General features: G+C 74.0%; 20 protein-coding genes and 1 pseudogene. 10 read left to right on the forward strand and 11 right to left on the reverse strand.

What is annotated here, in order from left to right:
- The first annotated feature begins 17 nt into the window (after window positions 1–17).
- A complete protein-coding gene (locus tag ACZ7N4_RS13300; RefSeq protein WP_471357466.1) occupies window positions 18–2,684 on the forward strand; it encodes a cellulose binding domain-containing protein in 2,667 nt (888 codons plus the stop codon).
- Window positions 2,685–2,914: 230 nt separating this feature from the next.
- On the opposite strand, the gene ACZ7N4_RS13305 is transcribed toward ACZ7N4_RS13300, so the two are convergent.
- Window positions 2,915–3,664 (reverse strand): class I SAM-dependent methyltransferase, encoded by a 750-nt coding sequence (locus ACZ7N4_RS13305; RefSeq protein ID WP_471357468.1) that lies wholly within the window; start codon window positions 3,662–3,664, stop codon window positions 2,915–2,917.
- Between the two features lie 5 nt (window positions 3,665–3,669).
- Window positions 3,670–3,975 (reverse strand): 4a-hydroxytetrahydrobiopterin dehydratase, encoded by a 306-nt coding sequence (locus tag ACZ7N4_RS13310; RefSeq protein WP_471357471.1) that lies wholly within the window; start codon window positions 3,973–3,975, stop codon window positions 3,670–3,672.
- An 86-nt stretch (window positions 3,976–4,061) separates the two neighbouring features.
- On the opposite strand from ACZ7N4_RS13310, the gene ACZ7N4_RS13315 reads away from it, so the two are divergent.
- The 3 genes from ACZ7N4_RS13315 (at window position 4,062) to narJ (ending at window position 6,428) form a co-directional block, all read left to right on the forward strand.
- Complete coding sequence (locus ACZ7N4_RS13315; RefSeq protein WP_471357474.1) at window positions 4,062–4,883, forward strand: helix-turn-helix domain-containing protein; 822 nt, start codon at window positions 4,062–4,064, stop codon at window positions 4,881–4,883.
- 97 nt (window positions 4,884–4,980) lie between these two features.
- Window positions 4,981–5,844, forward strand: a complete 864-nt coding sequence (locus tag ACZ7N4_RS13320) for a helix-turn-helix domain-containing protein (protein ID WP_471357477.1) — start codon at window positions 4,981–4,983, stop codon at window positions 5,842–5,844.
- 116 nt (window positions 5,845–5,960) lie between these two features.
- Entirely contained in the window at window positions 5,961–6,428 is a 468-nt protein-coding gene (gene narJ, locus ACZ7N4_RS13325; RefSeq protein ID WP_471357480.1) for a nitrate reductase molybdenum cofactor assembly chaperone, read from the forward strand.
- Between the two features lie 65 nt (window positions 6,429–6,493).
- Here the strand turns inward: narJ and ACZ7N4_RS13330 are convergent, their stop codons facing one another.
- From ACZ7N4_RS13330 to ACZ7N4_RS13345, 4 genes and pseudogenes are all read right to left on the reverse strand, one after another.
- Complete coding sequence (locus ACZ7N4_RS13330) at window positions 6,494–6,919, reverse strand: OsmC family protein (protein WP_471357484.1); 426 nt, start codon at window positions 6,917–6,919, stop codon at window positions 6,494–6,496.
- A gap of 67 nt (window positions 6,920–6,986) precedes the next feature.
- Window positions 6,987–7,271, reverse strand: a pseudogene (locus ACZ7N4_RS13335) (DUF2201 family putative metallopeptidase); the annotation flags it as partial.
- A 115-nt stretch (window positions 7,272–7,386) separates the two neighbouring features.
- Window positions 7,387–9,486 carry a phage holin family protein gene (locus tag ACZ7N4_RS13340; RefSeq protein ID WP_471357487.1) on the reverse strand — a complete coding sequence of 700 codons (2,100 nt, stop codon included), beginning with the start codon at window positions 9,484–9,486 and terminating at the stop codon, window positions 7,387–7,389.
- 143 nt (window positions 9,487–9,629) lie between these two features.
- Window positions 9,630–10,061 (reverse strand): hypothetical protein, encoded by a 432-nt coding sequence (locus ACZ7N4_RS13345; RefSeq protein WP_471357490.1) that lies wholly within the window; start codon window positions 10,059–10,061, stop codon window positions 9,630–9,632.
- A gap of 85 nt (window positions 10,062–10,146) precedes the next feature.
- Here ACZ7N4_RS13345 and ACZ7N4_RS13350 point away from each other — a divergent pair, with 85 nt between their 5' ends.
- Both ACZ7N4_RS13350 and ACZ7N4_RS13355 read left to right on the forward strand, forming a co-directional pair.
- Window positions 10,147–10,920, forward strand: a complete 774-nt coding sequence (locus ACZ7N4_RS13350) for an MBL fold metallo-hydrolase (RefSeq protein ID WP_471358001.1) — start codon at window positions 10,147–10,149, stop codon at window positions 10,918–10,920.
- Window positions 10,917–11,552: a DedA family protein gene (locus ACZ7N4_RS13355; RefSeq protein WP_471357493.1), complete on the forward strand. Its 636-nt coding sequence runs from the start codon at window positions 10,917–10,919 to the stop codon at window positions 11,550–11,552. Before ACZ7N4_RS13350 ends, ACZ7N4_RS13355 begins: the two co-directional genes overlap by 4 nt.
- Here the strand turns inward: ACZ7N4_RS13355 and ACZ7N4_RS13360 are convergent.
- The 3 genes from ACZ7N4_RS13360 to ACZ7N4_RS13370 form a co-directional block, all read right to left on the reverse strand.
- On the reverse strand, window positions 11,535–12,692 hold the full coding sequence (locus ACZ7N4_RS13360) for an MBL fold metallo-hydrolase (protein ID WP_471357496.1): 1,158 nt from the start codon (window positions 12,690–12,692) through the stop codon (window positions 11,535–11,537). The two genes, ACZ7N4_RS13355 and ACZ7N4_RS13360, sit on opposite strands and share 18 nt — an antisense overlap.
- Complete coding sequence (locus ACZ7N4_RS13365; protein ID WP_471357499.1) at window positions 12,689–13,945, reverse strand: aminotransferase class I/II-fold pyridoxal phosphate-dependent enzyme; 1,257 nt, start codon at window positions 13,943–13,945, stop codon at window positions 12,689–12,691. The genes ACZ7N4_RS13360 and ACZ7N4_RS13365 overlap by 4 nt, the downstream gene beginning before the upstream one ends.
- 109 nt (window positions 13,946–14,054) lie before the next feature.
- Window positions 14,055–14,882 carry a hypothetical protein gene (locus tag ACZ7N4_RS13370; RefSeq protein ID WP_471357502.1) on the reverse strand — a complete coding sequence of 276 codons (828 nt, stop codon included), beginning with the start codon at window positions 14,880–14,882 and terminating at the stop codon, window positions 14,055–14,057.
- Between the two features lie 294 nt (window positions 14,883–15,176).
- Here ACZ7N4_RS13370 and ACZ7N4_RS13375 point away from each other — a divergent pair, with 294 nt between their 5' ends.
- The 4 genes from ACZ7N4_RS13375 to ACZ7N4_RS13390 all read left to right on the forward strand — a co-directional run bounded on the left by ACZ7N4_RS13375 (window position 15,177) and on the right by ACZ7N4_RS13390 (window position 18,625).
- Window positions 15,177–16,973 carry a thiamine pyrophosphate-requiring protein gene (locus tag ACZ7N4_RS13375; RefSeq protein ID WP_471357505.1) on the forward strand — a complete coding sequence of 599 codons (1,797 nt, stop codon included), beginning with the start codon at window positions 15,177–15,179 and terminating at the stop codon, window positions 16,971–16,973.
- Between the two features lie 76 nt (window positions 16,974–17,049).
- On the forward strand, window positions 17,050–17,427 hold the full coding sequence (locus ACZ7N4_RS13380) for a DUF2795 domain-containing protein (RefSeq protein WP_471357509.1): 378 nt from the start codon (window positions 17,050–17,052) through the stop codon (window positions 17,425–17,427).
- Window positions 17,424–18,077 carry a diguanylate cyclase gene (locus tag ACZ7N4_RS13385; RefSeq protein WP_471357511.1) on the forward strand — a complete coding sequence of 218 codons (654 nt, stop codon included), beginning with the start codon at window positions 17,424–17,426 and terminating at the stop codon, window positions 18,075–18,077. The genes ACZ7N4_RS13380 and ACZ7N4_RS13385 overlap by 4 nt, the downstream gene beginning before the upstream one ends.
- 5 nt (window positions 18,078–18,082) lie before the next feature.
- A complete protein-coding gene (locus ACZ7N4_RS13390) occupies window positions 18,083–18,625 on the forward strand; it encodes a type 1 glutamine amidotransferase domain-containing protein (protein WP_356157702.1) in 543 nt (180 codons plus the stop codon).
- A 97-nt stretch (window positions 18,626–18,722) separates the two neighbouring features.
- Here the strand turns inward: ACZ7N4_RS13390 and ACZ7N4_RS13395 are convergent, their stop codons facing one another.
- Together ACZ7N4_RS13395 and ACZ7N4_RS13400 are read right to left on the reverse strand one after the other, a co-directional pair.
- Complete coding sequence (locus ACZ7N4_RS13395) at window positions 18,723–19,010, reverse strand: DUF6158 family protein (RefSeq protein ID WP_471357514.1); 288 nt, start codon at window positions 19,008–19,010, stop codon at window positions 18,723–18,725.
- A 122-nt stretch (window positions 19,011–19,132) separates the two neighbouring features.
- Window positions 19,133–20,752 (reverse strand): ABC-F family ATP-binding cassette domain-containing protein, encoded by a 1,620-nt coding sequence (locus ACZ7N4_RS13400; protein WP_471357517.1) that lies wholly within the window; start codon window positions 20,750–20,752, stop codon window positions 19,133–19,135.
- Between the last annotated feature and the right edge of the window lie 39 nt (window positions 20,753–20,791).

Consider the following 20,791-nt stretch of genomic DNA (forward strand, 5'->3'; position numbering starts at 1 on the left):
CAGGAAGGACCCCCACCGTGCGAAGAACCCGCGTCCTCACCACCGTGCTGGCCCTCGCCGCCGGACTGCTCGCCGGCACCCCGCCCGCACTGGCCGCCGGCGCCGCCCCGAAGGCGGTCTTCGCCGCCGACACGTACACCTGGAACAACGCCCGGATCGACGGCGGTGGCTTCGTCCCCGGGATCGTCTTCAACCGCTCCGAGAAGAACCTCGTCTACGCCCGCACCGACATCGGCGGCGCCTACCGCTGGCAGGAGTCGACGAAGAGCTGGACCCCGCTGCTGGACTCGGTCGGCTGGAACGAGTGGGGCCACACCGGCGTGGTGAGCCTCGCCTCCGACCAGGCCGACCCGGACCGGGTGTACGCGGCCGTCGGGACGTACACCAACGGCTGGGACCCGACGAACGGCGCGGTGCTGCGCTCCGCCGACCGGGGCGCGAGCTGGCAGAAGGCGGACCTGCCGTTCAAGCTGGGCGGCAACATGCCCGGCCGGGGCATGGGCGAGCGGCTCGCCATCGACCCGCACCGGAACAGCGTGCTGTACCTGGGCGCGCCCAGCGGCAAGGGCCTGTGGCGGTCGACGGACTCCGGGGCGACCTGGTCGCAGGTGACGAACTTCCCCAACCCCGGCACCTACCGGCAGGACCCGAGCGACACGACGGGGTACGCGAGCGACAACCAGGGCATCGTCTGGGTCACCTTCGACGAGTCGACGGGGTCGGCCGGGACCGCGACGAAGACGATCTACGTCGGGGTCGCCGACAAGGACAACGCCGTCTACCGCTCCACGGACGCGGGCGCCACCTGGACCCGGCTGGCCGGGCAGCCCACGGGTTACCTGGCGCACAAGGGCGTCCTCGACGCCGAGAACGGCCACCTCTACCTCGCCTACAGCGACAAGGGCGGCCCGTACGACGGCGGCAAGGGCCGGCTGTGGCGGTACGCGACGGCGACCGGCACCTGGACGGACATCAGCCCGGTCGCGGAGGCCGACACCTCGTACGGCTTCGGCGGACTGACCGTCGACCGGCAGCACCCGGGCACGGTGATGGCGACGGCGTACAGCTCCTGGTGGCCGGACACGCAGATCTTCCGCTCCACCGACAGCGGCGGCAGCTGGACGAAGGCCTGGGACTACACGTCGTACCCCAACCGCTCGAACCGGTACACCATCGACGTGTCCTCCTCCCCCTGGCTGACCTTCGGCGCGAACCCCTCACCGCCCGAACAGACGCCGAAACTGGGCTGGATGACCGAGTCCCTGGAGATCGACCCGTTCGACTCCGGCCGGATGATGTACGGGACGGGCGCGACGATCTACGGCACCGAGAACCTGTCCGCGTGGGACAGCGGCGGCACCTTCACGGTGAAGCCGATGGTGCGGGGTCTGGAGGAGACGGCCGTCAACGACCTCGCGGCACCGCCCTCCGGCGGCGCCCGGCTGTTCAGCGCGCTCGGTGACATCGGCGGTTTCCGGCACACCGACCTCACCGAGGTGCCGTCGATGATGTACACCTCACCCGCCTTCACCACGACCACCAGCCTGGACTTCGCCGAGTCCGACCCGAACACGGTGGTCCGCGTGGGCGATGTGGACTCCGGCCCGCACGTCGCGTTCTCGACGGACAACGGCGCCGACTGGTTCGCGGGCACGGACCCTTCGGGGGTCAGCGGGGGCGGCACGGTGGCGGCCGCCTCCGACGGCAGCCGGTTCGTGTGGAGCCCGGCCGGCACGGGTGTGCGGTACACGACGGGCTTCGGCAGCTCCTGGTCGGCGTCGAGCGGCATCCCGTCCGGCGCGATCGTGGAGTCGGACCGGGTCGACCCGAAGACCTTCTACGGCTTCAGGTCCGGGAAGTTCTACGTCAGCACGGACGGCGGCGCGACCTTCACCGCCTCCGCGGCGACGGGTCTGCCGAGCGGTGACAGCGTGCGCTTCAAGGCGCTGCCCGGCACGAGGGGCGACATCTGGCTGGCGGGCGGTGCCGCGGACGGGGCGTACGGCCTGTGGCACTCCACGGACGGCGGCGCGAGCTTCACCAGGCTGGCGGGCGTCGAGCAGGCCGACACGATCGGTTTCGGCAAGGCCGCGACCGGGGCCAGGTACCAGACGCTGTACGCCGGCGCCGAGATCGGCGGGGTGCGCGGCATCTTCCGGTCCACGGACGAGGGCGCGACCTGGACGCGCATCAACGACGACGCCCACCAGTGGGGCTGGACGGGCGCCGCGATCACCGGTGACCCGCGGGTGTACGGCCGCGTGTACGTCGCGACGAACGGCCGGGGAGTGATCTACGGCGACACCTCCGACACGAGCGGCGGGGGCGGTGACGGGGGTACGACACCGGATCCGACCCCGTCCGGCGCCTGCGCGGTGACCTACAGGATCACCAACCAGTGGTCGGACGGCTTCCAGGCGGACGTCCGGCTCACCAACACCGGCTCGACGGCCTGGAACGGCTGGTCCCTCGGCTGGTCCTTCGCGAACGGCCAGAAGATCACCCAGCTGTGGAACGCCGGCCACACCCAGTCCGGGCCGGCGGTGACGGTGAGGAACGCGAGCTGGAACGGCTCCGTGGCGGCGGGCTCCTCGGTGGCCTTCGGCTTCACCGGGAGCTGGTCGGGCTCGAACGGGAAGCCGGCGTCGTTCAGGCTGGGCGACAGGACCTGCACGACCGCCTGACTCCTCTGGTGCTCCGGCGGTTCCCGTGGTGTGCTGGTAGGAGCGGGAAGGACGCGTTCGACCACGCGGAGAAGCGGCCGACTGCCGTGCACCGCGCAATCCGGATCCGCGAGAAGCGGGTGGCGCCCTTCCCGTTCCTTCCCTGTCCCGGAGCGGCGACTGCTCCGCGCGACGGGTCCGCGGGGCGCCTTCGAGGTGCAGCCGCGCCTCCCCCTGGCCCTTCCGGCGGATCAGGCCGGCCCCGGCTTGCGGAAGGCCCGCAGCCCGAAGCGCGGATCGGGGCGGGGGCGGTCCTGGTCGGGGAGGGCGGCCAGCCGCGCGGCGAACTCCTCGCTGCGCGGCTCGCCCGGCGGCAGCTGGGTGAACCAGCCGCGGCGCAGGTCGGCGATGGTGCTGCGCGGGCTGCGGCCCTGTCCGGTGCCGCGGAAGGAGCCCTGGCCGGCGGGCCGGAGCCCCGCGCGGACGGCGTGCGCGGTGACGGTGTCCGCGGCGTCGGCGGCGGGGCGGCGCGGGCGGGCCGCGAGGACGGCGTCGATGTCGCTGCCGACGTTGTGCGCGGCGGCCTTGTCGACCGTGGTGACGTACACCCCGCCGGGCCGCAGCACCCGGGCGCACTCGGTGACCGTCGTGCGCAGGTCCTCCGGGTCGTCCAGCAGGTGCAGCAGCCAGATGCTGGTGACCGCGTCGAAGGTGCCGTCGGGGAAGGGCAGCCTGCGGCTGTCGGCCCGGACGACCGCGCCGGGCAGCCGGGCCGAGGCCCTGCGGACCATCGCCGGGGTGAGGTCGGCGCCGGTCACCCGCAGTCCGGGGCGCGCGGCGGCCAGCCGCCGGGTGACGATCCCGGTGCCGCAGGCGACGTCGAGGAGCCGTCCCGACGTCCCGGGTACCAGCCCGAGGACGGCCTGTGCGGCCTCGTGGGCGCGGGCCTCGCCGCCGCGCAGGGTGTCGTAGTGGCCGGCTTCCTTCTCGTAGTCGAGCACACCGCTCAGTGTGCCCCGTGGCCTGGGGCGATGTCCTCCACCCTGCGGGCGAGGGCGAAGTCCTGTCCGGTGACGGCGCCGCCCGCGCTGTGGGTGTTCACGCTGAGGGAGACGGTGTGGTAGCCGAGGGTGAGGTCGGAGTGGTGGTCCAGTTCCTCCTGGATGCCGGCGATGTGGACGACCAGCGCCGCCGCCGCGAAGTGCGAGCCGAGGCGGTAGGAGCGGGTGAGGCGGTCGCCGTCCAGGGACCAGCCGGGCAGTTCGGCCAGCCGGTCCTCGATCTCCTTCTGCGACAGCGGTTCGACGGCCATGGCGGGGCTCCCTTCGGTGCTGTCCCCGTGCGGGGATCGCGGACGTCAGTTCAGCCTGCCATGCCGCCGGTACTAGGGTCGGCGGCATGCCTCTCGCCGTGTCCGGTCCCTCCGCCTCCGCCGCCGTCACCGACAGGGGTGTCGGCCCGCTGTTGCGCGCCTGGCGGGAGCGGCGCCGGATCTCCCAGCTGGCGCTGCGTGCCGACTCCTCCGCGCGGCACATCAGTTTCGTCGAGACCGGCCGGTCCCGGCCGAGCGAGGAGATGGTGCTGCGGCTCGCCGAGCGGCTGGAGGTGCCGGTGCGGGAGCGCAACGCCCTGCTGCTGGCCGCCGGTTACGCCCCGCGCTATCCGGAGACCCCGCTGGACGATCCGGCACTGGACGCGCTGCGCGACGGCATGGAGCGGCTCATCCGGGGCTACGAGCCCTACCCCGCGCTGGTGGTCGACGCCGGGTACACGGTCGTCGCCGCGAACCGGGGCATCGCCATGCTGCTGGAGGGTGTGCCGGAGCACCTGCTGGCCCCGGCGCCGAACGCGATGCGGCTGACCCTCCATCCGGAGGGGCTGGCACCGCGCATCCGGAACCTGCGGGAGTGGCGCGGGCACCTGCTGGCCCAGATGGAGCGGGAGATCGCGCTGCACCGCTCGGACCGGCTGCGCGCGCTGTACGAGGAGGTGGCGGGCTACCCGGTGGGAAAGGAGCCGTCCGGCGGCGAACCGGCCGGGCCCGTACCGTACTTCGCGCTGCCGCTGCGCATCGAGCACGCCGGCCGGGTGCTGTCGTTCGTGTCCTCCATCTCCACCTTCAACACCCCCATGGACGTCACGGTCGCGGAACTCGCCATCGAGACGTTCCTGCCGGCGGACCCCGCGACCGCCAAGTACCTGCACAGCCTGGCGGGTTGACCGGAACCCGGGCGGTTGGCCGCCTCGGGCACGTGTGCGATACGGCGACCCGTGACAGACTGCTCCCCGCGGATCGGCGCGTAGGGGAGGGCGTGGCGTGAGTGAACGGCGGGCTGCGCCCACCGTGGGGCAGGTGGTGCTCGGCAAGCGGTTGCAGGAGCTGCGGGAGGCGGCGGGGCTCAGCCGTGACGAGGCCGCCCGGGTCCTCAGGGTGGCGTCGGCGACCGTACGGCGGATGGAGATGGCCGAGGTCGCGCTGAAGATCCCCTACGTGCAGGTGCTGCTGGGCACCTACGGGGTGCCCGAGGAGGAGGCCGACGCGTTCGTGCGGCTGGCCGAGGAGGCGAACCAGCCGGGCTGGTGGCAGCGGTTCCACGACGTGCTGCCGGACTGGTTCAGCCTGTACGTCAGCCTGGAGGGCGCCGCCCGGATCATCCGCTCCTACGAGCCGCACTTCGTGCCCGGCCTGCTCCAGACCGAGGACTACGCGCGGGCGGTGCTGGAGGCCGGGACGATCGGGCAGAGTTCGCCGGAGACGGTCGAGCGGCACGTGTCGCTGCGCATGGAGCGGCAGCGGCTGCTGGAGCGGGACGACCCGCCCCATCTGTGGGTGATCATGGACGAGACGGTGCTGCGGCGCCCGGTGAGCATGCGCCCTCTGGTGCTGCGGGACCAGCTGGACCGGCTGCTGGAGTACGCCGCGCGGGACCGGGTCACGCTGCAGATGGCCGAGTTCGCGGCGGGCCCGCACCCGGGGACGTACGCGCCGTTCACGCTGTTCCGGTTCGCCGAGCCGGAGCTGCCGGACATGGTGTTCACCGAGTACCTGACCGGCGCGCTCTACCTGGACTCCCGCCGGGAGGTGGCCGCGCACCTGGAGGTGCTGGACCACATGACGGCCCGGGCCGCGTCCGCCCGGCGCACGCTGGAGCTGCTGCGGGAGCACCGCGAGCGGCTCTGAGCCCCGGGTGACCCGTACGGGTCTGCGGACGGGTGCGTTGCCGGGGCCGCCCCTAGCTTCTGAGTACGGGGTGACCCGGGGAGGCGGCGTACGTCCGACGACGCGAAGGAGGCCTGATGCCCTCGGACGCGGTGCTCTACCAGGCGGCGGCCCTGTGCCTGACCTATCCGGACGACGACCTGATCGCCCGGCTCCCGCTGCTGCGCGAGGCCGCCCCGCAGCTGCGGGCGTTCACCGACCACGCGGCCCTCACCCCGCCGCGCGAACTGGCCGCGCACTACGTGCGGGTCTTCGGCCTCGCGGACCGGCACGGTCTCTACCTGAGCCGGTGGTCCGACGGCGACGACCGGCACCGCGGGACGTCCCCGGTCCGCTTCCGGGACGTGTACCGCCGGCACGGCCTGGAGTGCAGCGCCGGGGAGCTGCCCGACTTCCTGCCGGCGGTGCTGGAGTTCACCGCGCGGACCGGCGACACCAGCCTGCTCACCGACCACCGCGACGGCCTGGAGCGGCTGCGGGTGCGGCTGACCGACTACGGCACGCCGTACGCCGGTGTGCTGGACGCGGTGTGCGCCACCCTCTGACCGCCCCGGGTACGGAGGTGGTGCCGCGCCCCTCGGCAGGGCGCGGCACCCGGGCCGTACGGGCCTCAGGCCAGCTCGGCCGTCAGCGTGATCGTCGTACCGGTCAGGGCCTGGCTGACCGGGCAGTTCTTCTTGGCGTCCTCGGCGGCCGAACGGAAGCCGCCCTCGTCGAGGCCGGGCACCTCGCCGCGCACGGTGAGGTGGATGCCGGTGATGCCCTCGCCCGGCTGGAAGGTGACGTCGGCCTTGGTCTCCAGCCGGGTGGGCGGGGTTCCGGCGCCGGCCAGGCCGTGCGAGAGGGCCATGGAGAAGCAGCTGGAGTGGGCGGCGGCGATCAGCTCCTCCGGGCTGGTCTTGCCGTTCGCCTGCTCGGCGCGCGAGGGCCACGACACCGGCTGCTGGCCGATGCCGGAGGAGTCGAAGGTGACGACTCCGTTGCCTTCGAGCAGGTTGCCTTCCCAGACGGTGTGCGCGGTGCGCGTGGTTGCCACGATGCTTCCTTTCGCGAGTGTCGCGGTTCCGGGGTTCCCGGATCCCCCTATCCGATCACATCCGGGCTCATCGCACTCTGAAGACCGGCCCACGCGGCGTGAACGGCAGGTGACGTCCCCGCGGGATCAGGCAGGCGTGTTCCCTGCGCACCCGCGGCACGTCACACCAGCCGTCGGTGACGACCGGCACCGGCGCGGTGGGCGGGAAGTCCTCGGCCCGGTGCAGCAGGTCGGTGCCGGGCTGCAGGACCGTACCGCCGCGCCCGCGCGCCCGGACCCGGCTCGCGATCCCGGTGACCGGCAGACAGCCGGCGTCGTGCGGGGCCGCGTCGCGGAACACCACGCGGGCGGATCAAGTCCTCGGGCGCGATCCGCCTGCCGAGCAGGCTCACGCACTCCAGCCCCACGAGGCGGCGAACTCCCGTACCGGGGCGGCTTGTCCGCCGTGGTGCGCGCGCTGCCGGTCTTCAGGCGGCCTGCTCCGCCTCCACCTCCGGTGCGAGGGGTACCTGGGGTCCGGACAACTCGCCCAGCCAGCGGCGCAGTACGCGGTGGACGTGCTCGGCGCCGGCCGGTTCCCCGCCGTCCTCGGTCGGGGCCGACAGGTCTCGGGGGTAGAGCAGGAACGGGCGGGACTGGGCGCCGCCGAGGCCGCCGTGGGAGCCGATCTGTTCCTCGAAGGCGAGGACTTCGCCGTCGGCGGGGTCGTAGGCGGAGTTCACCATGATGTCGGCGGTGTGCGGGAAGGAGTGGGTACGGCGGACGGCGTCGGCGGCGCCGGGACCGAAGGGGGCCAGCGGGCCGGGCTCGTCGTCCAGCTCGGCCAGCGGGATCCGGGCACCGTGGGCGCCCAGCACCAGGCCGCCGTGCTCCTCGCTGCGCACCAGCAGGAAGCCGATGCCGGGGTGGTCGGCGAGGGTGGGGAGCAGGGCGGGGTGGCGGGCGTCTATCTCCTCCTTGGTCATGCGGTGCGGGACGTCCGGGAAGGAGACCAGGCCGAGGTTGCCGGAGGCCAGCACGATCGGCTCCAAGCCGCGGGCTGTGCGGTGGTGGTCGGTCTTGTCCTCCACGGGCCGGCGCAGGGCGGCACGGACGGCGGCGCGGGCCTCGGCGCCGCTGTGCGTGCGCTCCGCACGGCGTGGGACGGGCAGTCCGCAGCCGGCCCGGACGAGGTCGCCGAGGGTGAGGCCGTAGCGGGAGCGGAAGGTTTCGCCGGGGCTCTGTCCGTGGTCGGACAGGACGACGATCCGGTAGGGGCGCGGGGCGTGTTCGGCGACGCGTTCGAGGAGGGCGAGGGACCGGTCGAGGCGCCGCAGCACCTTCTCGGCGTCCCGGCTGTGCGGGCCGGAGTGGTGGGCGACCTCGTCGTAGGCGACCAGGTCGGCGTAGACGGCGGTGCGGCCGGCGAGCATGTCGCCCACGACCGCGGCGACCACGACGTCCCGTTCGACGACGGTGGCGAAGGCGCGGACGAACGGGTAGAGGCCGCCCCGGGAGACGCGCGGACGCTGCCCGCGCAGGCGGGCGCGGGTGGACTCGCCGATCTCGCGGGCCACCTCGGCGACGAACGACAGGGCGGTGCGGACGGCGTTCGCGGGGTCGGAGAAGTAGGCGAAGTAGCCGGCGCGGGAACGGTTCTCCCGGGCGCGGCGGCGGGTGGCGATCGACAGCACGAGGGCCTGTTCGCCGGCTCCGCCGCTGAAGAGGTTGCCGCGGCTGGCGCCGTCGACGGTGAGCAGTCCGTCGTCGCCGGTGTGCTGCGCGGCCCGGCGTTGCAGCTCGGCGGCGCTCGTCGGCCGGTTGCAGACCATCACCTCGCCGCGGTCCTTCTCGTACCAGCGGAAGGCGGGCACGTCGAAGGTGCTGCCGTGCAGGATGCCGAGCTGACTGGCCCCGGTCTGGCTGGACCAGTCGGTGCGCCAGGCGGTGAGGCGGTGGGAGGAGCGGACGCCGTCCGCCACCGTCGGTGTGCCGCCGCCGGGGGTCAGCCAGCGGGCCACCGTCGGCATCAGGCCCTTGCGGACGGCGTCCGCGAGGACGTCGTGGCCGACGCCGTCGAGCTGGACGCAGACCAGGCCCGGGGCGGTGGGGCAGGGCGGATCGGCACGGCGGCCGCGGGTGGCGAGGCGGTGCAGCCGGTGGCGGTAGGCCTCGTCATCGCGCACGGCGAGGGCCCCGCCGGTGGCGGAGGCGACGGCGGACATCACGGCGGCCACGATGACGGCGGTCTCGGGGGCGACCACGCCGCGGCCGGAGGGGTTGACGCGCAGGGCGAGCAGGAGCAGCGAGCCGTTGAGGAAGAAGACCAGCAGGCCGAGGACGAAAGCGGGGACGAGCAGCAGCAGCCGGACCAGGACCGGCCAGGCCACCGCGGACAGGATGCCGAAGGCGCCGGCGCCGCAGGCGGCGGTGACGGCGATGCGGGTGGTGCTGTCACCGTCGGCGGACTGGAGCTGGAAGTCGGGCAGCAGCGCGGCGAGGGCCAGCATGGTGACCGTGGAGACCGCCCATACGGCGACGCTCCGCCCGATCTGACTGGCGATCCGCCGCCACCGCACCCCTCGCACGCCCCGTACACCTCGTGTCCCGGCCCTCCCCCACCCCGTGGGCGGGCGGGCCCCGTCTCGCTTCGCCGGCCCGGTCGGACCGTCCTCCACCTTGTCACACGGGGTGCCGCCGGCCCGGGCGGGCCGTCAGGGGCTGCTCCGGGTCACCGTCCGTCGTAGCCGGCCGTCGGCATCGACAGCCGGCGGTGCACCCGCGCCTTCATCTGCGCGTCGTACGCCGGCTCGGCCCGCCCCACCGTCTCCACCCGCACGCCCCGGCGCGCGCACTCGGCGGTGAACTCCTCCACCGACGACAGGGCCCGGCGCAGCACCCGGAGGCTGGGCGCGACGAACACGTCCACCCCCGGCCGCACCCCGTCCCACAGCGCGCAGTGGTCGAAACGCAGACCGCCGACGAGAAGTTCCCGGGCGACCACGTAGCCACGCTCGGCGGCCCAGCGGGCGCACATGGCGTGCTGGCTGCGCGAGTCCACCAGGAAGGGGTCGGCCTCCAGCTCCTCCAGGGGCGTCAGACTCGCGATGGCGGTGACCCGCACCGTCGTGAGCGCGCCCAAGGCACCCCGCGGCTGTCCCATGGCGTCCCCCCTCACCTCCGGGTTTCGCCGCCGACCCTACTCCTGCCCGTAGGCTTCGGGGAGTCGCGTGAAGGAGGCGAAGAGGGTGCCGGTGGAGATCACCTGGTGGGGTCACGCCACCTGTGCGCTGGAGGATGCGAACACACGGGTGGTGACCGATCCCCTGTTCGCCCGTCGGCTGGCCCACCTGCGCCGGCGCCGGGGGGCCGTACCGCCCGCCGAGGCCCGCCGCGCCGACGTGGTGCTCGTGTCGCACCTCCACGCCGACCATCTGCACGTGCCGTCGCTGGCGTGCTTCGACCCGGGCACGCGCCTGCTCGTGCCCCGGGGCGCACCACGGGCGGTACCCGGTCTGCGCCGGCTGCGGCACCTGCGGATCACCGAGGTGGTGCCCGGTGACGAGGTGCGGACGGGCGGGCTGCTGGTCCGGGTGGTGCCGGCGCTGCACGACGGGCGGCGGCTGCCGGTGGGCCCGCGACGCTCGCCCGCGCTGGGCTACGTCGTCCAGGGCGAGGCGCGCACGTACTTCGCCGGGGACACCGGGCTGTTCGACGCGATGGCCGAGCGGGTCGGGCCGGTGGACGCGGCGCTGCTGCCGGTGGGCGGCTGGGGGCCGTACCTCGGGGAGGGACACCTGGACGCCGGGCGGGCGGCGCGGGCGCTGGCCGGGCTGGCGCCGCGGGTCGCGGTGCCGGTGCACTACGGGACGTACTGGCCGATCGGCATGGACGCGGTGCGCCCGCACGAGTTCCACGCGCCGGGTGACGAGTTCGTGCGGCTGGCGGCGGCTGCCGCGCCCGGGGTCGCTGTGCACAGGCTGGGGCACGGGGAGAGCGTGCGGCTGGAGGTCGCGCGGTGACGTGGCTCTCCGACGCGTCGAGAGCGGTGACGCCCGAGTACACGCAGGCGGCGGGCTATCCGTCGTTGTTCCTGCTGGTGCTGATCGGGGCACTGGTGCCGGTCGTGCCGACGGGCGCGCTGGTGAGTTCGGCGGCGGTGGTGGCGTTCCACCGGACGGAGCCGTTCTCCCTGGCGCTGGTGTTCGTGGCGGCCTCGCTGGCCGCGTTCCTGGGGGACGCGGCGCTGTACTGGCTGGGGCGGCGCGGGATGCGCTCGAAGAACGGGTCGCGGTGGCTGGAGGCGATCAGGTCCCGGGCGCCGGAGGAGCGGCTCGCGCAGGCGCGGGAGAAGCTGGCGGAGCACGGGGTCGCCGTGCTGGTGCTGTCCCGGCTCGTCCCCGCGGGGCGGATACCGGTGATGCTGGCCTGCCTGATGGCGGAGTGGCCGCTCCGGCGGTTCTCGCGGGGGAACCTGCCTGCGTGTCTGGCCTGGGCGGCCACCTACCAGGTGATCGGGATACTGGGCGGCTCGTTGTTCCCGGAGCCCTGGGAAGGGGTCGCGCTGGCGGTGGCGCTGACCGTGCTGGTCAGCGTGGCGCCGGGTGTGTGGCGGCGCCTTCGCACGGGGCGCGCCTCAGTCCAGGACTCCTGAACCGCCGACCGGCAGGTCCCACAGGTCCTCCCGCTCCAGCCCCGCCTTCTCCCAGGCCGTCCGCACCCGCGTGAGCGGTTCCAGCACGGGCTCCGCCGAGAGGACGAACGTGCCCCAGTGCATGGGGGCCATGCGGCGGGCGCCGAGGTCCAGGGTGGCCTGGACCGCTTCCTCCGGGTCGCAGTGGACGTCACTGAGCCACCACCGGGGGTCGTAGGCGCCGATGGGCATGAGGGCGAGGTCGATGCCGGGGTAGCGGCGGCCGATGCGGGTGAACCAGTGGCCGTAGCCGGTGTCGCCGGCGAAGTAGACGCGCTGCCCGTCGGGCGCGGTGAGGACCCAGCCGCCCCAGAGGCTGTGGCAGGTGTCGGTGAGGGTGCGCTTGGACCAGTGGTGGGCGGGCACGAAGTCGAAGCGGACCCCGGAGAGTTCCGCGCCCTCCCACCAGTCCAGCTCGGTGACGACGGTGAACCCGCGGCGGCGGAACCAGCGGCCGAGCCCGGCGGGGACGAACACCGGGGTGTGGCGCGGGAGCCGGCGCAGGGTGGGGGCGTCCAGGTGGTCGTAGTGGTTGTGGCTGATGACGACGGCGTCGACGCGGGGCAGGGTCTCCCAGGGCACGCCCACCGGGGTGATGCGGGCCGGGGTGCCGAGGATACGGCGGGACCAGACGGGGTCGGTGAGCACGGTGAGCCCGCCGGCCTGGACGATCCAGCTGGCGTGTCCGGCCCAGGTGACGGCGAGGGTGCGGGTGTCGACGCGGGGCGGCGGGGCCGGCGCGTACGGCAGGCGGGGGATGTCGGCGAGGCCTTCGGCGCCGGGGCGCACGGCGCCTTCTCGGGCGAAGCGGGCGAGGGCCTTCAGACCGGGCAGCGGGGCGGTGAGCCGGTCGTGGAACGTGCGGGGCCAGACCCGGTGTTCGCCCAGCGGTCGGGGCTCGGCCAGGGGCGGGGCAGGGGGCGCGAGGGGGGCGGGCGCGCTGGGTTCGGCGGCTGTCGTAGCCGTCGCGGTCGTCGCAACCGCCGTGGCAGCCGCCGTGATCGCCGCAGTCGTACGCGTCGCGTCGGTCGGGTGGGGCGCGGTCGTCGCGGTCGTCGCGGTCGTCGTGGCCGGGCCGGGCTCATGCGTCTGCTGCGTCATCGAGGGGACTCCCATCGCTGAGCGTCACGGAGATCGTCGAAGGCCGACCTCAGGGAGGTCAACGCGCGGTGCACGTGGGGCAGGTCCAACGGGTCGGGTGACGTGAGGCATTCCGTGCGGTCCTCGTCCGTGCCGCCGAGCAGCGGTCCGGTGGCGAGCCGTACGCGCAGCGCGCCGAGGTCGTCGCCGAAGCGGTGGCCGCCGGGCGCCGGCATGCCGAGCCGGGCGGTGAGCAGCTCCTCCAGTTCCTGTGCGTCGCCGACTCCCCGGGCGGCGAGCGGTTCGCGCAGCGGGGCGAGGTCGGCGTACAGATGGCGGCCGGCCTGCGGGGGCCGGGCGAGCGCGCCGGCGGCGACGACCGCGGTGTGCGCGGCGGCGGCCACGCGCGCGTGCAGCCGCACGGTGGCCTCACGGCGTTCGGTGACGGGCGGCGGTTCGTCGAGGGCGTAGCCGGCGGCCGCGGCGACGGGACCGGCGATCCGGGCGCCGAGGGCGGTGAGGATGTCGAGCACGCGCGCGTGGAGGTGCCGTCCCACGCCGGTGAGCGGGAAGCGGGCGACGGCGGCGGGCCAGCCGGGCGGCAGCAGGGCGCCGGCCAGGTCGGTGACGACGGTGACCTGCTCGGGCCACATCTCGGCGGGGCTGACCAGCACGGTCTCGCGCGGAGCGTGCACGGTGTCGCGCCAGGTCTCGTCGCTGACCAGGTGCAGGCCCTCGGCGGTGGCGGCCTCCACGGTCTCGTGCAGCAGTTCGGGCGGGGCGACGGTGGCGGTGGGGTCGTCGGCGACGGACAGCACCAGCAGCCGCGGGTCGCCGCCCTCGGCGCGGACCCGGCGCACCGTCTCCAGCAGCGCGTACGGGTCGGGGACGCCGCCGCTCTCGGCCGGGGTCGGCACATGGTAGGCGGGCCGGCCGAGCACCCGGGCGTACGGCGCCCACCAGGCGGCACAGGGCCGGGGTACGAGGACGTCCGCGCCGTCGCCGGCGAGCGCGGCGGTCAGCGCGAGCAGCAGGGCGGGGGCGCCGGGTCCGGCGGCCACCTGGTCGGGGACCGTGGGCAGTCCGCGCCGGGTCCAGTAGCCGCAGGCGGCCTCCAGAAGGGCGGGGGCACCGCCGACGGGCTGGACGTCGGCACGGCTCGCGGCGGCGGCGAGCACGGCGGAGAGTTCCGGGAGCACGGGCAGGCCGTCGGCGGGGAGGAGCGGGCCGTAGCGGACGGGGCCGTGGCCCTCACCGGGGTCCGTCCGCCGCATGTCCGCCTCCGCGCAGTCCGTGTGTCGTCCCGTGATCTCCGGGCGGTGCTCTCGGGAACCTGTCTACCCCCCGGACGGCCCTCCATGGGCGGTGCCGAAGTTGACCAGGTCACAGGCTCGGGGATGCACCGCTGAGGAAGCGCCGGCGGCCGTGCAGCCGGTAGACGGCGCCCGCGCAGGCGGCGGCGAGGCAGGCGGCGCCGGCGGCGAGTGCCGGCACCGAGTCGTCGAAGGTGCCTCCCGCTCCCGCGTCCACGCCTCGCTGGACGGCTGCCGAGCCGTACCCGTCCGGGCAGTCCGCGCCGCGGGAGTCCGGGCACCCGTGGTCACCGCGTGCCCCCTCGTCGCGCCCGGTGTTCCCCCACCCGGAACCGTCCTGCGCGCCCTCCTGGTGCCCGGCGCCGTCCCGCCCGGATTCGTCGCGTCCGGCGCTCTCCCGGCCCGCACCGTCCGGCCCGGCGCTCTGCCTCCCCGCACCCTCCGGCCCGGCGCTCTCCCGGCCGCCGCCGACCTGACCCGTACCCTCGCGCCCGGACCCGTCCGGAGCGGGACCGACCGGCCCTGCGCTCTCCCGCCCCGCTACCGGCTCCCCCGACCCCGGCTCCCCCGGCCCCTCGCGCACGGCCCCGAGCTGCGCGGCACCGTCCGGCCCCACGACGGCGGGCCAGGCACCGTCAGCACCCGAGGCGTCGGCCGCCGCCGCGCCGTCCGGCACCGCACCGGCCTGCCCGCCCCCGTCGGGCACCGTCCCCTCCGGTCCGCCCTCGGTACAGGGCACGCCGGCCGGTGACGTGCCGTCGGGGATGTCCGGTACCAGTGCGGTGACGGGAGCGCAGGACGCGGAGACGGCGGGGTCGGCCCGTGCGACCGGGCCGGTGAGGGCGAGCACGGCACCGGCGGCGAAGGCGACGGGCAGGGCGCGGGCGGTGCGGCGCATGGGAGGGGCTCCTCGGCGGGCTGCGGCGGACGCCGGCGCACCGGTACGACGGCGACGCCGTGCGGTGCCCGGGTACGGGGGCACGGGGCGTGCCCTCGCTGCCATGACAGCCCGCGCATGGCCGTACCGCGCGCGGCCGGAGCCCATTCGCGGGACACGCGGGGCCGGCCGGGTGACGGCACTCCCGGGGCACCGGGGAGGCAGGGTCCCCGGAGGTTTTCCGTCCCTCTCGCAGGTCACTCGGTATCCGCTGACCGCATCGTCCACTTCGTACTGCACCGGGGAGGTCTCTTCATGAGCACCAAGGTCGCCGACCACATCCTGGAGCGCTTGCGCGCCTGGGGCGTGGAACAGGTCTTCGGCTATCCGGGCGACGGCATCAACGGGCTGCTCGCCGCCTGGGGCCGCGCCGAGGACCAGCCGCGGTTCATCCAGTCCCGGCACGAGGAGATGTCCGCCTTCGAGGCCGTCGGGTACGCGAAGTTCAGCGGCCGTATCGGGGTGTGCGCGGCGACGTCGGGGCCCGGCGCGATCCATCTGCTCAACGGTCTGTACGACGCCAAGCTGGACCATGTGCCGGTGCTGGCGATCGTCGGCCAGACCAACCGGACCGCGATGGGCGGCTCCTACCAGCAGGAGGTCGACCTCCACACGCTGTACAAGGACGTCGCCTCGGAGTTCGTGGAGACGGTGACGGTCCCCGAACAGCTGCCGAACGTGCTGGACCGGGCGATCCGCACGGCGTACGCCCGGCGCTGCCCGACCGCCCTGATCATCCCGGGCGACGTGCAGGAGCTGGACTACTCCCCGCCGACGCACGAGTTCAAGATGGTGCCCTCCAGCCTGGGCATGAGCGAGTACTCCATGACCCCGACGGACGAGGCGCTGCAACGGGCGGCGGACGTGCTGAACGCGGGCGACAAGGTCGCCGTCCTGATCGGCCAGGGCGCCGCCGGCGCGGTCGCGGAGGTGCGGGAGGTCGCCGAGCTGCTCGGCGCGGGCGTGGCGAAGGCGCTGCTCGGCAAGGACGTGCTGAGTGACGAGCTGCCGTACGTGACGGGGCCGATCGGGCTGCTGGGCAGCCGGCCGTCGTACGAGATGATGCGGGACTGCGACACGCTGCTGACGATCGGCTCGTCGTTCCCGTACACCCAGTTCATGCCGGACTTCGGCAAGGCGCGCGGCGTGCAGATCGACATCGACCCGCACATGATCGGCATGCGCTACCCGTACGAGGTGAACCTGGTCGGTGACGCCCGGTCGACGCTGCGCCGGCTGATCCCGCTGCTGAAGACGGACCGCGGCGGACGCGAGTGGTACGACACCGTGTGCGCGAACGTGAAGCGCTGGCACGAGACGATGGAGCGGCGGGCCGCTCTGGCGGCCGAACCGATCAACCCGGAGTACGTGGCCCGGGCGCTGGACCCGCTGCTGCCGGACAACGCGATTCTCACCTCGGACTCCGGTTCGGTCGCCAACTGGTACGCGCGGCACATCACGATGCGGCCGGGGATGCGCGGCTCGCTGTCCGGGACGCTGGCGACGATGGGGCCGGGGGTGCCGTACGCGATCGGCGCCAAGTTCGCCCACCCGGACCGGCCGGTGGTCGCGCTCGTCGGGGACGGGGCGATGCAGATGAACGGCCTGGCGGAGATGATCACGGCCGCGAAGTACCGGGACCGCTGGTCGGATCCGCGGCTCGTGGTGGCCGTGTGGAACAACCAGGACCTGAACCAGGTGACGTGGGAGATGCGGGCGATGGAGGGAGCCCCCTCCTTCCTGCCGTCGCAGTCGATCCCGGACGTGCGGTACGCGGAGTTCGCCCGTTCGCTCGGGCTGACGGGCATCCGGGTGGAGAAGCCGGAGGACGTGGAGTCGGGCTGGCGGGCCGCGCTGGCGGCGGACGGCCCGGCGGTGATCGAGTTCCTCACCGACCCCGCCGTCCCGCCGATCCCGCCGCACGCCACCTGGGAGCAGATGGAGGCGACGGCCTCGTCGATCCTGAAGGGGGACGCCGACCGGGGCTCGATGATCAAGCAGGGGCTGAAGGCGAAGGTGCAGGAGTTCCTGCCGGGCCGGCAGAAGCAGTAGCCGTGCGGCACGAACCCCGTGTCGGACACGCGGCACCGGGTACGCGGTGCGGACCTTCGACCCTCTGGAGGGAGACATGCAGCGAGGCAGTGACCGGCTGAGCGTCCACCGGGACGACGAGATGAAGCACGAACTGAAGGGTCTGCTCCGGTCCGGCCATCCCACGCGCGTCGAGGAGTGGCACGACCCGGAGCCGGCCGCGGACGACGACCCGGAGGTCTGGAGCGGCCCGGTGGGCGGCCTGGGTTCTCCGGCGTCGCTGGAGCGGACCCGGCTGGAGCTGGCCCGGCACCTGGGCCGGCACTCCTTCCCCGCGAAACCGGGCGAGCTGGCCCGGGCGCTGCGCCGCGGCAACGCGCCGGGCGCGCTGGTCGACGCGGTGGCCGGGCTGCGGCACGGGCACCGATACGAGAACCTGCAGCAGCTGGCCGAGGCGCTGGCGGGCGGCGCATGAGCCGGGACCAGGCGGCGGAGATCGCGCGGGGCGCCACGGTCGACGTGGGGGACGTCACCACGCGGTTTCTGCTCTACGGGCTGCTGCCCGGCTGGTTCCTGCCGGGGCTCGCGGACTGGGCGATGCACCGGCGCACCCGGATCGAGGACACGGCGGGGACGAAGGAGTCCCTGATCCACTCCCTGATGATGGCGGAGGTGGGCCTGCCCATCGCGCTCACCCTGCGCTACGAGGTCAACCCGCTGCTGCTGTCGGTACAACTCGGCGCGGCGGCGGTGCACGAGGCGACGGCGCTGTGGGACGTGCGGACGGCCGTCGACAGCGACCGTGAGGTCAGGCCGGTCGAGCAGCACATCCACAGCTTCCTGGAGTCGCTGCCGTTCGGCGGGCTGGCCGCGCTGATGTGCCTGCACGCCGATCAGGTGCGGTCACTGCTCGCCGGCGGGCGCGGGGATCCGGACGCCTGGCGTCTGGTGCCGCGCCGCCGCCGGCTGTCGCCCGGCTATCTGGCGGGCATCGGTCTCGCGATCGGTGTGTGCGTGCTGCTGCCGTACGGCGAGGAGCTGGTGCGCTGCCGGCGGGCCGCCCGGGCGCGCAAGCGCCGCGCCCGGGTCCACCGGGCAGTGCTGAGGAAAGTGAAAGGGAACTGAGAATCATGCGTATCGCGTTTCTGGTGGCACCGGAGGGCGTCGAGCAGGTCGAGCTGACCGAGCCGTGGAAGGCGGCCTCGGACGCCGGGCACGAGCCGGTGCTGGTGTCGACCGAGTCCGGGAAGATCCAGGCGTTCAACCATCTGGACAAGGCGGACACGTTCCCCGTGGACGAGGTCGTGGCCGAGACGTCGGCCGGGTCGTTCGGCGGGCTCGTGCTGCCGGGCGGGGTCGCCAACCCGGACTTCCTGCGGATGGACGAGAAGGCCGTCGCCTTCGTGAAGGACTTCTTCGAGCAGGGCCGCCCGGTGGCCGCCATCTGCCACGCGCCGTGGACGCTGGTGGAGGCGGACGTCGTACGCGGCCGGGTGCTGACGTCCTGGCCGAGCCTTCGGACCGACATCCGCAACGCCGGCGGCACCTGGGTGGACGAACAGGTGAAGATCTGCGACCACGGCTCCAACCAGCTGGTGACCAGCCGCAAGCCGGACGATCTGAAGGCGTTCTGCGACGCGTTCCTGCACGTGTTCGCCGGCGAGCCCGGCTGACCGTACGGGGAGAGTAGACCGCACTGTGAGAGTGTCGAGGGCCGGCCCGCGAGGGCCGGCCCTCTCGGTGTGCGGGGGCGCGGGTGGCGGGGCGGGGTCAGGTCGCGGAGGTGCCCGGGGCGGCCGCCTCGCCGCAGCCTCGTTCCCGGGCGCCCTCGCGGGTGCGGGCCGCGCTCACCAGGCGGCGGGGGTTGCGGCGCAGATACTCGCCCTCCAGCTGTGCCATGCGCTCGTTGTGGGCCCGCAGCGCGTCGTTCGAGCCGTACAGGAGTGTGTCGTGGCGCGTGCGGTGGATCGTTTCCAGCTCCTTCATGAGCTGCTGGTCGTCCAGCCGGCTGGGGTCGACTCCGGTCATGGTGGTGCCCCGCTCGTCGTGTTCGTTCATGGGCTTCGGGTACCCGCCCGGCGCGCACTGCCCCCGGGCGATTTCCGGGAGGAATCCGAGGAGCTCGCGTTCCTGAGTCCACTGTACGAACATCCGGGGCCCCGGGCCTCCGCGTACCCGGGCTACCGGGCCCGCTCCACCCGCCGTTCGTCCCAGACCGGCTCCGGGGTCTCGCGGACCCGGCCGTCGCTGCCGAAGACCAGGAAGCGGTCGAAGGAGCGGGCGAACCAGCGGTCGTGGGTGACGGCGAGAACGGTGCCCTCGAAGGCCTCCAGCCCCTCCTGGAGCGCCTCGGCGGACTCCAGGTCCAGGTTGTCGGTGGGCTCGTCCAGGAGCAGGGCGGTGGCGCCGCGCAGCTCCAGCAGCAGGATCTGGAAGCGGGCCTGCTGGCCGCCGGAGAGCCGGTCGAAACTCTGCTCGGCCTGCTGGGTGAGCTCGTAGCGGCGCAGCCGGGACATGGCGGCGCCCCGGTCCTGGGCGTGTTCCTTCCAGAGGATGTCGAGGAGGGTGCGGCCCTGGAGTCCGGGGTGGGCGTGGGTCTGCGCGAAATGGCCGGGTACGACCCGGGCGCCCAGCTTCCACCTGCCGGTGTGCGCGACGTCCTCGCCGGCGAGCAGGCGCAGGAAGTGGGACTTGCCGGAGCCGTTGGAACCGAGGACGGCGACCCGTTCGCCGTAGAAGACCTCCAGGTCGAACGGTTGCATCAGGCCGGTCAGCTCCAGTGCCTCGCAGGTGACGGCCCGTACGCCGGTACGGCCGCCCTTCAGGCGCATGGTGATGTCCTGCTCCCGGGGCGGCTCCGGCGGCGGGCCGGCCTCCTCGAACCTGCGCAGCCGGGTCTGGGCGGCCTGGTAGCGGGAGGCGAGTTCGTGGCTGACGGCGGCGGCCTGGCGGAGTGTGAGGACGAGCTTCCTCAGCTGGGCGTGCTTCTCGTCCCAGCGGCGGCGCAGCTCCTCGAAGCGGGCGAAGCGTTCGCGGCGGGCCTCGTGGTAGGTGGCGAAGCCGCCGCCGTGCACCCAGGCGTCGGCGCCGGCCGGGCCGGGCTCCACGGAGATGATCTTCTGCGCGGCGCGGGAGAGGAGTTCCCGGTCGTGGGAGACGAACAGGACCGTCTTCCGGGTCTGCCGGAGCTGCTCCTCCAACCACCGCTTGCCGGGCACGTCGAGATAGTTGTCCGGCTCGTCCAGCAGCAGCACCTCGTCGGTGCCGCGCAGCAGCGCCTCCAGCACGAGCCGTTTCTGCTCACCGCCGGAGAGGGTGCGGACCTGGCGCCACTGGGCGCGCTCGTAGGGCACGCCGAGCGCGGCGGTGGTGCACATGTCCCACAGCGTCTCGGCCTCGTAGCCGCGGACCTCGGCCCAGTCGGCGAGGGCCTGCGCGTACCGCAGCTGGGCGGCCTCGTCGTCGACGGTCATGATGAGGTGCTCGGCCGCGTCGACCGCCTGCGCCGCCTCGCGTATGCGGGGCGGCGCGACGGAGACGAGCAGGTCCCGGACGGTCGTCTCGTCCCGTACGGAGCCGACGAACTGGCGCATCACGCCGAGTCCCCCGCTGACGGTGACGGTGCCGCCGTGCGGTTTCAGCTCGCCGGAGACCAGTCGCAGCAGCGTCGTCTTGCCCGCGCCGTTCGGGCCGACCAGCGCGACGGCGGCGCCTTCCCCGACCCGGAAGGACACGTCGCCGAGCAGCGCCCTCCCGTCGGGGAGGAAGTACTCCAGGTGCGCGGCTTCCAGATGTCCCATGAGCAGGCATTCTCCGGGCCGACCCGTGCCCCGGGCAAA

It is taken from the genome of Streptomyces sp. NPDC107654 (assembly GCF_055639035.1).

What these genes read in the sequence shown, in the direction of transcription:
- ACZ7N4_RS13310 (WP_471357471.1), bottom strand. Translation starts at nt 3,975, where the DNA reads ATGGCCGTCGAACCGCTGTCGCAGAAGGAGATCGAGGACCGGCTGGCC.
- ACZ7N4_RS13375 (WP_471357505.1), top strand. Translation starts at nt 15,177, where the DNA reads ATGAGCACCAAGGTCGCCGACCACATCCTGGAGCGCTTGCGCGCCTGG.
- narJ (WP_471357480.1), top strand. Translation starts at nt 5,961, where the DNA reads ATGCCCTCGGACGCGGTGCTCTACCAGGCGGCGGCCCTGTGCCTGACC.
- ACZ7N4_RS13390 (WP_356157702.1), top strand. Translation starts at nt 18,083, where the DNA reads ATGCGTATCGCGTTTCTGGTGGCACCGGAGGGCGTCGAGCAGGTCGAG.
- ACZ7N4_RS13380 (WP_471357509.1), top strand. Translation starts at nt 17,050, where the DNA reads ATGCAGCGAGGCAGTGACCGGCTGAGCGTCCACCGGGACGACGAGATG.
- ACZ7N4_RS13370 (WP_471357502.1), bottom strand. Translation starts at nt 14,882, where the DNA reads ATGCGCCGCACCGCCCGCGCCCTGCCCGTCGCCTTCGCCGCCGGTGCC.
- ACZ7N4_RS13400 (WP_471357517.1), bottom strand. Translation starts at nt 20,752, where the DNA reads ATGGGACATCTGGAAGCCGCGCACCTGGAGTACTTCCTCCCCGACGGG.
- ACZ7N4_RS13395 (WP_471357514.1), bottom strand. Translation starts at nt 19,010, where the DNA reads ATGAACGAACACGACGAGCGGGGCACCACCATGACCGGAGTCGACCCC.
- ACZ7N4_RS13345 (WP_471357490.1), bottom strand. Translation starts at nt 10,061, where the DNA reads ATGGGACAGCCGCGGGGTGCCTTGGGCGCGCTCACGACGGTGCGGGTC.
- ACZ7N4_RS13315 (WP_471357474.1), top strand. Translation starts at nt 4,062, where the DNA reads ATGCCTCTCGCCGTGTCCGGTCCCTCCGCCTCCGCCGCCGTCACCGAC.
- ACZ7N4_RS13385 (WP_471357511.1), top strand. Translation starts at nt 17,424, where the DNA reads ATGAGCCGGGACCAGGCGGCGGAGATCGCGCGGGGCGCCACGGTCGAC.
- ACZ7N4_RS13360 (WP_471357496.1), bottom strand. Translation starts at nt 12,692, where the DNA reads ATGACGCAGCAGACGCATGAGCCCGGCCCGGCCACGACGACCGCGACG.
- ACZ7N4_RS13365 (WP_471357499.1), bottom strand. Translation starts at nt 13,945, where the DNA reads ATGCGGCGGACGGACCCCGGTGAGGGCCACGGCCCCGTCCGCTACGGC.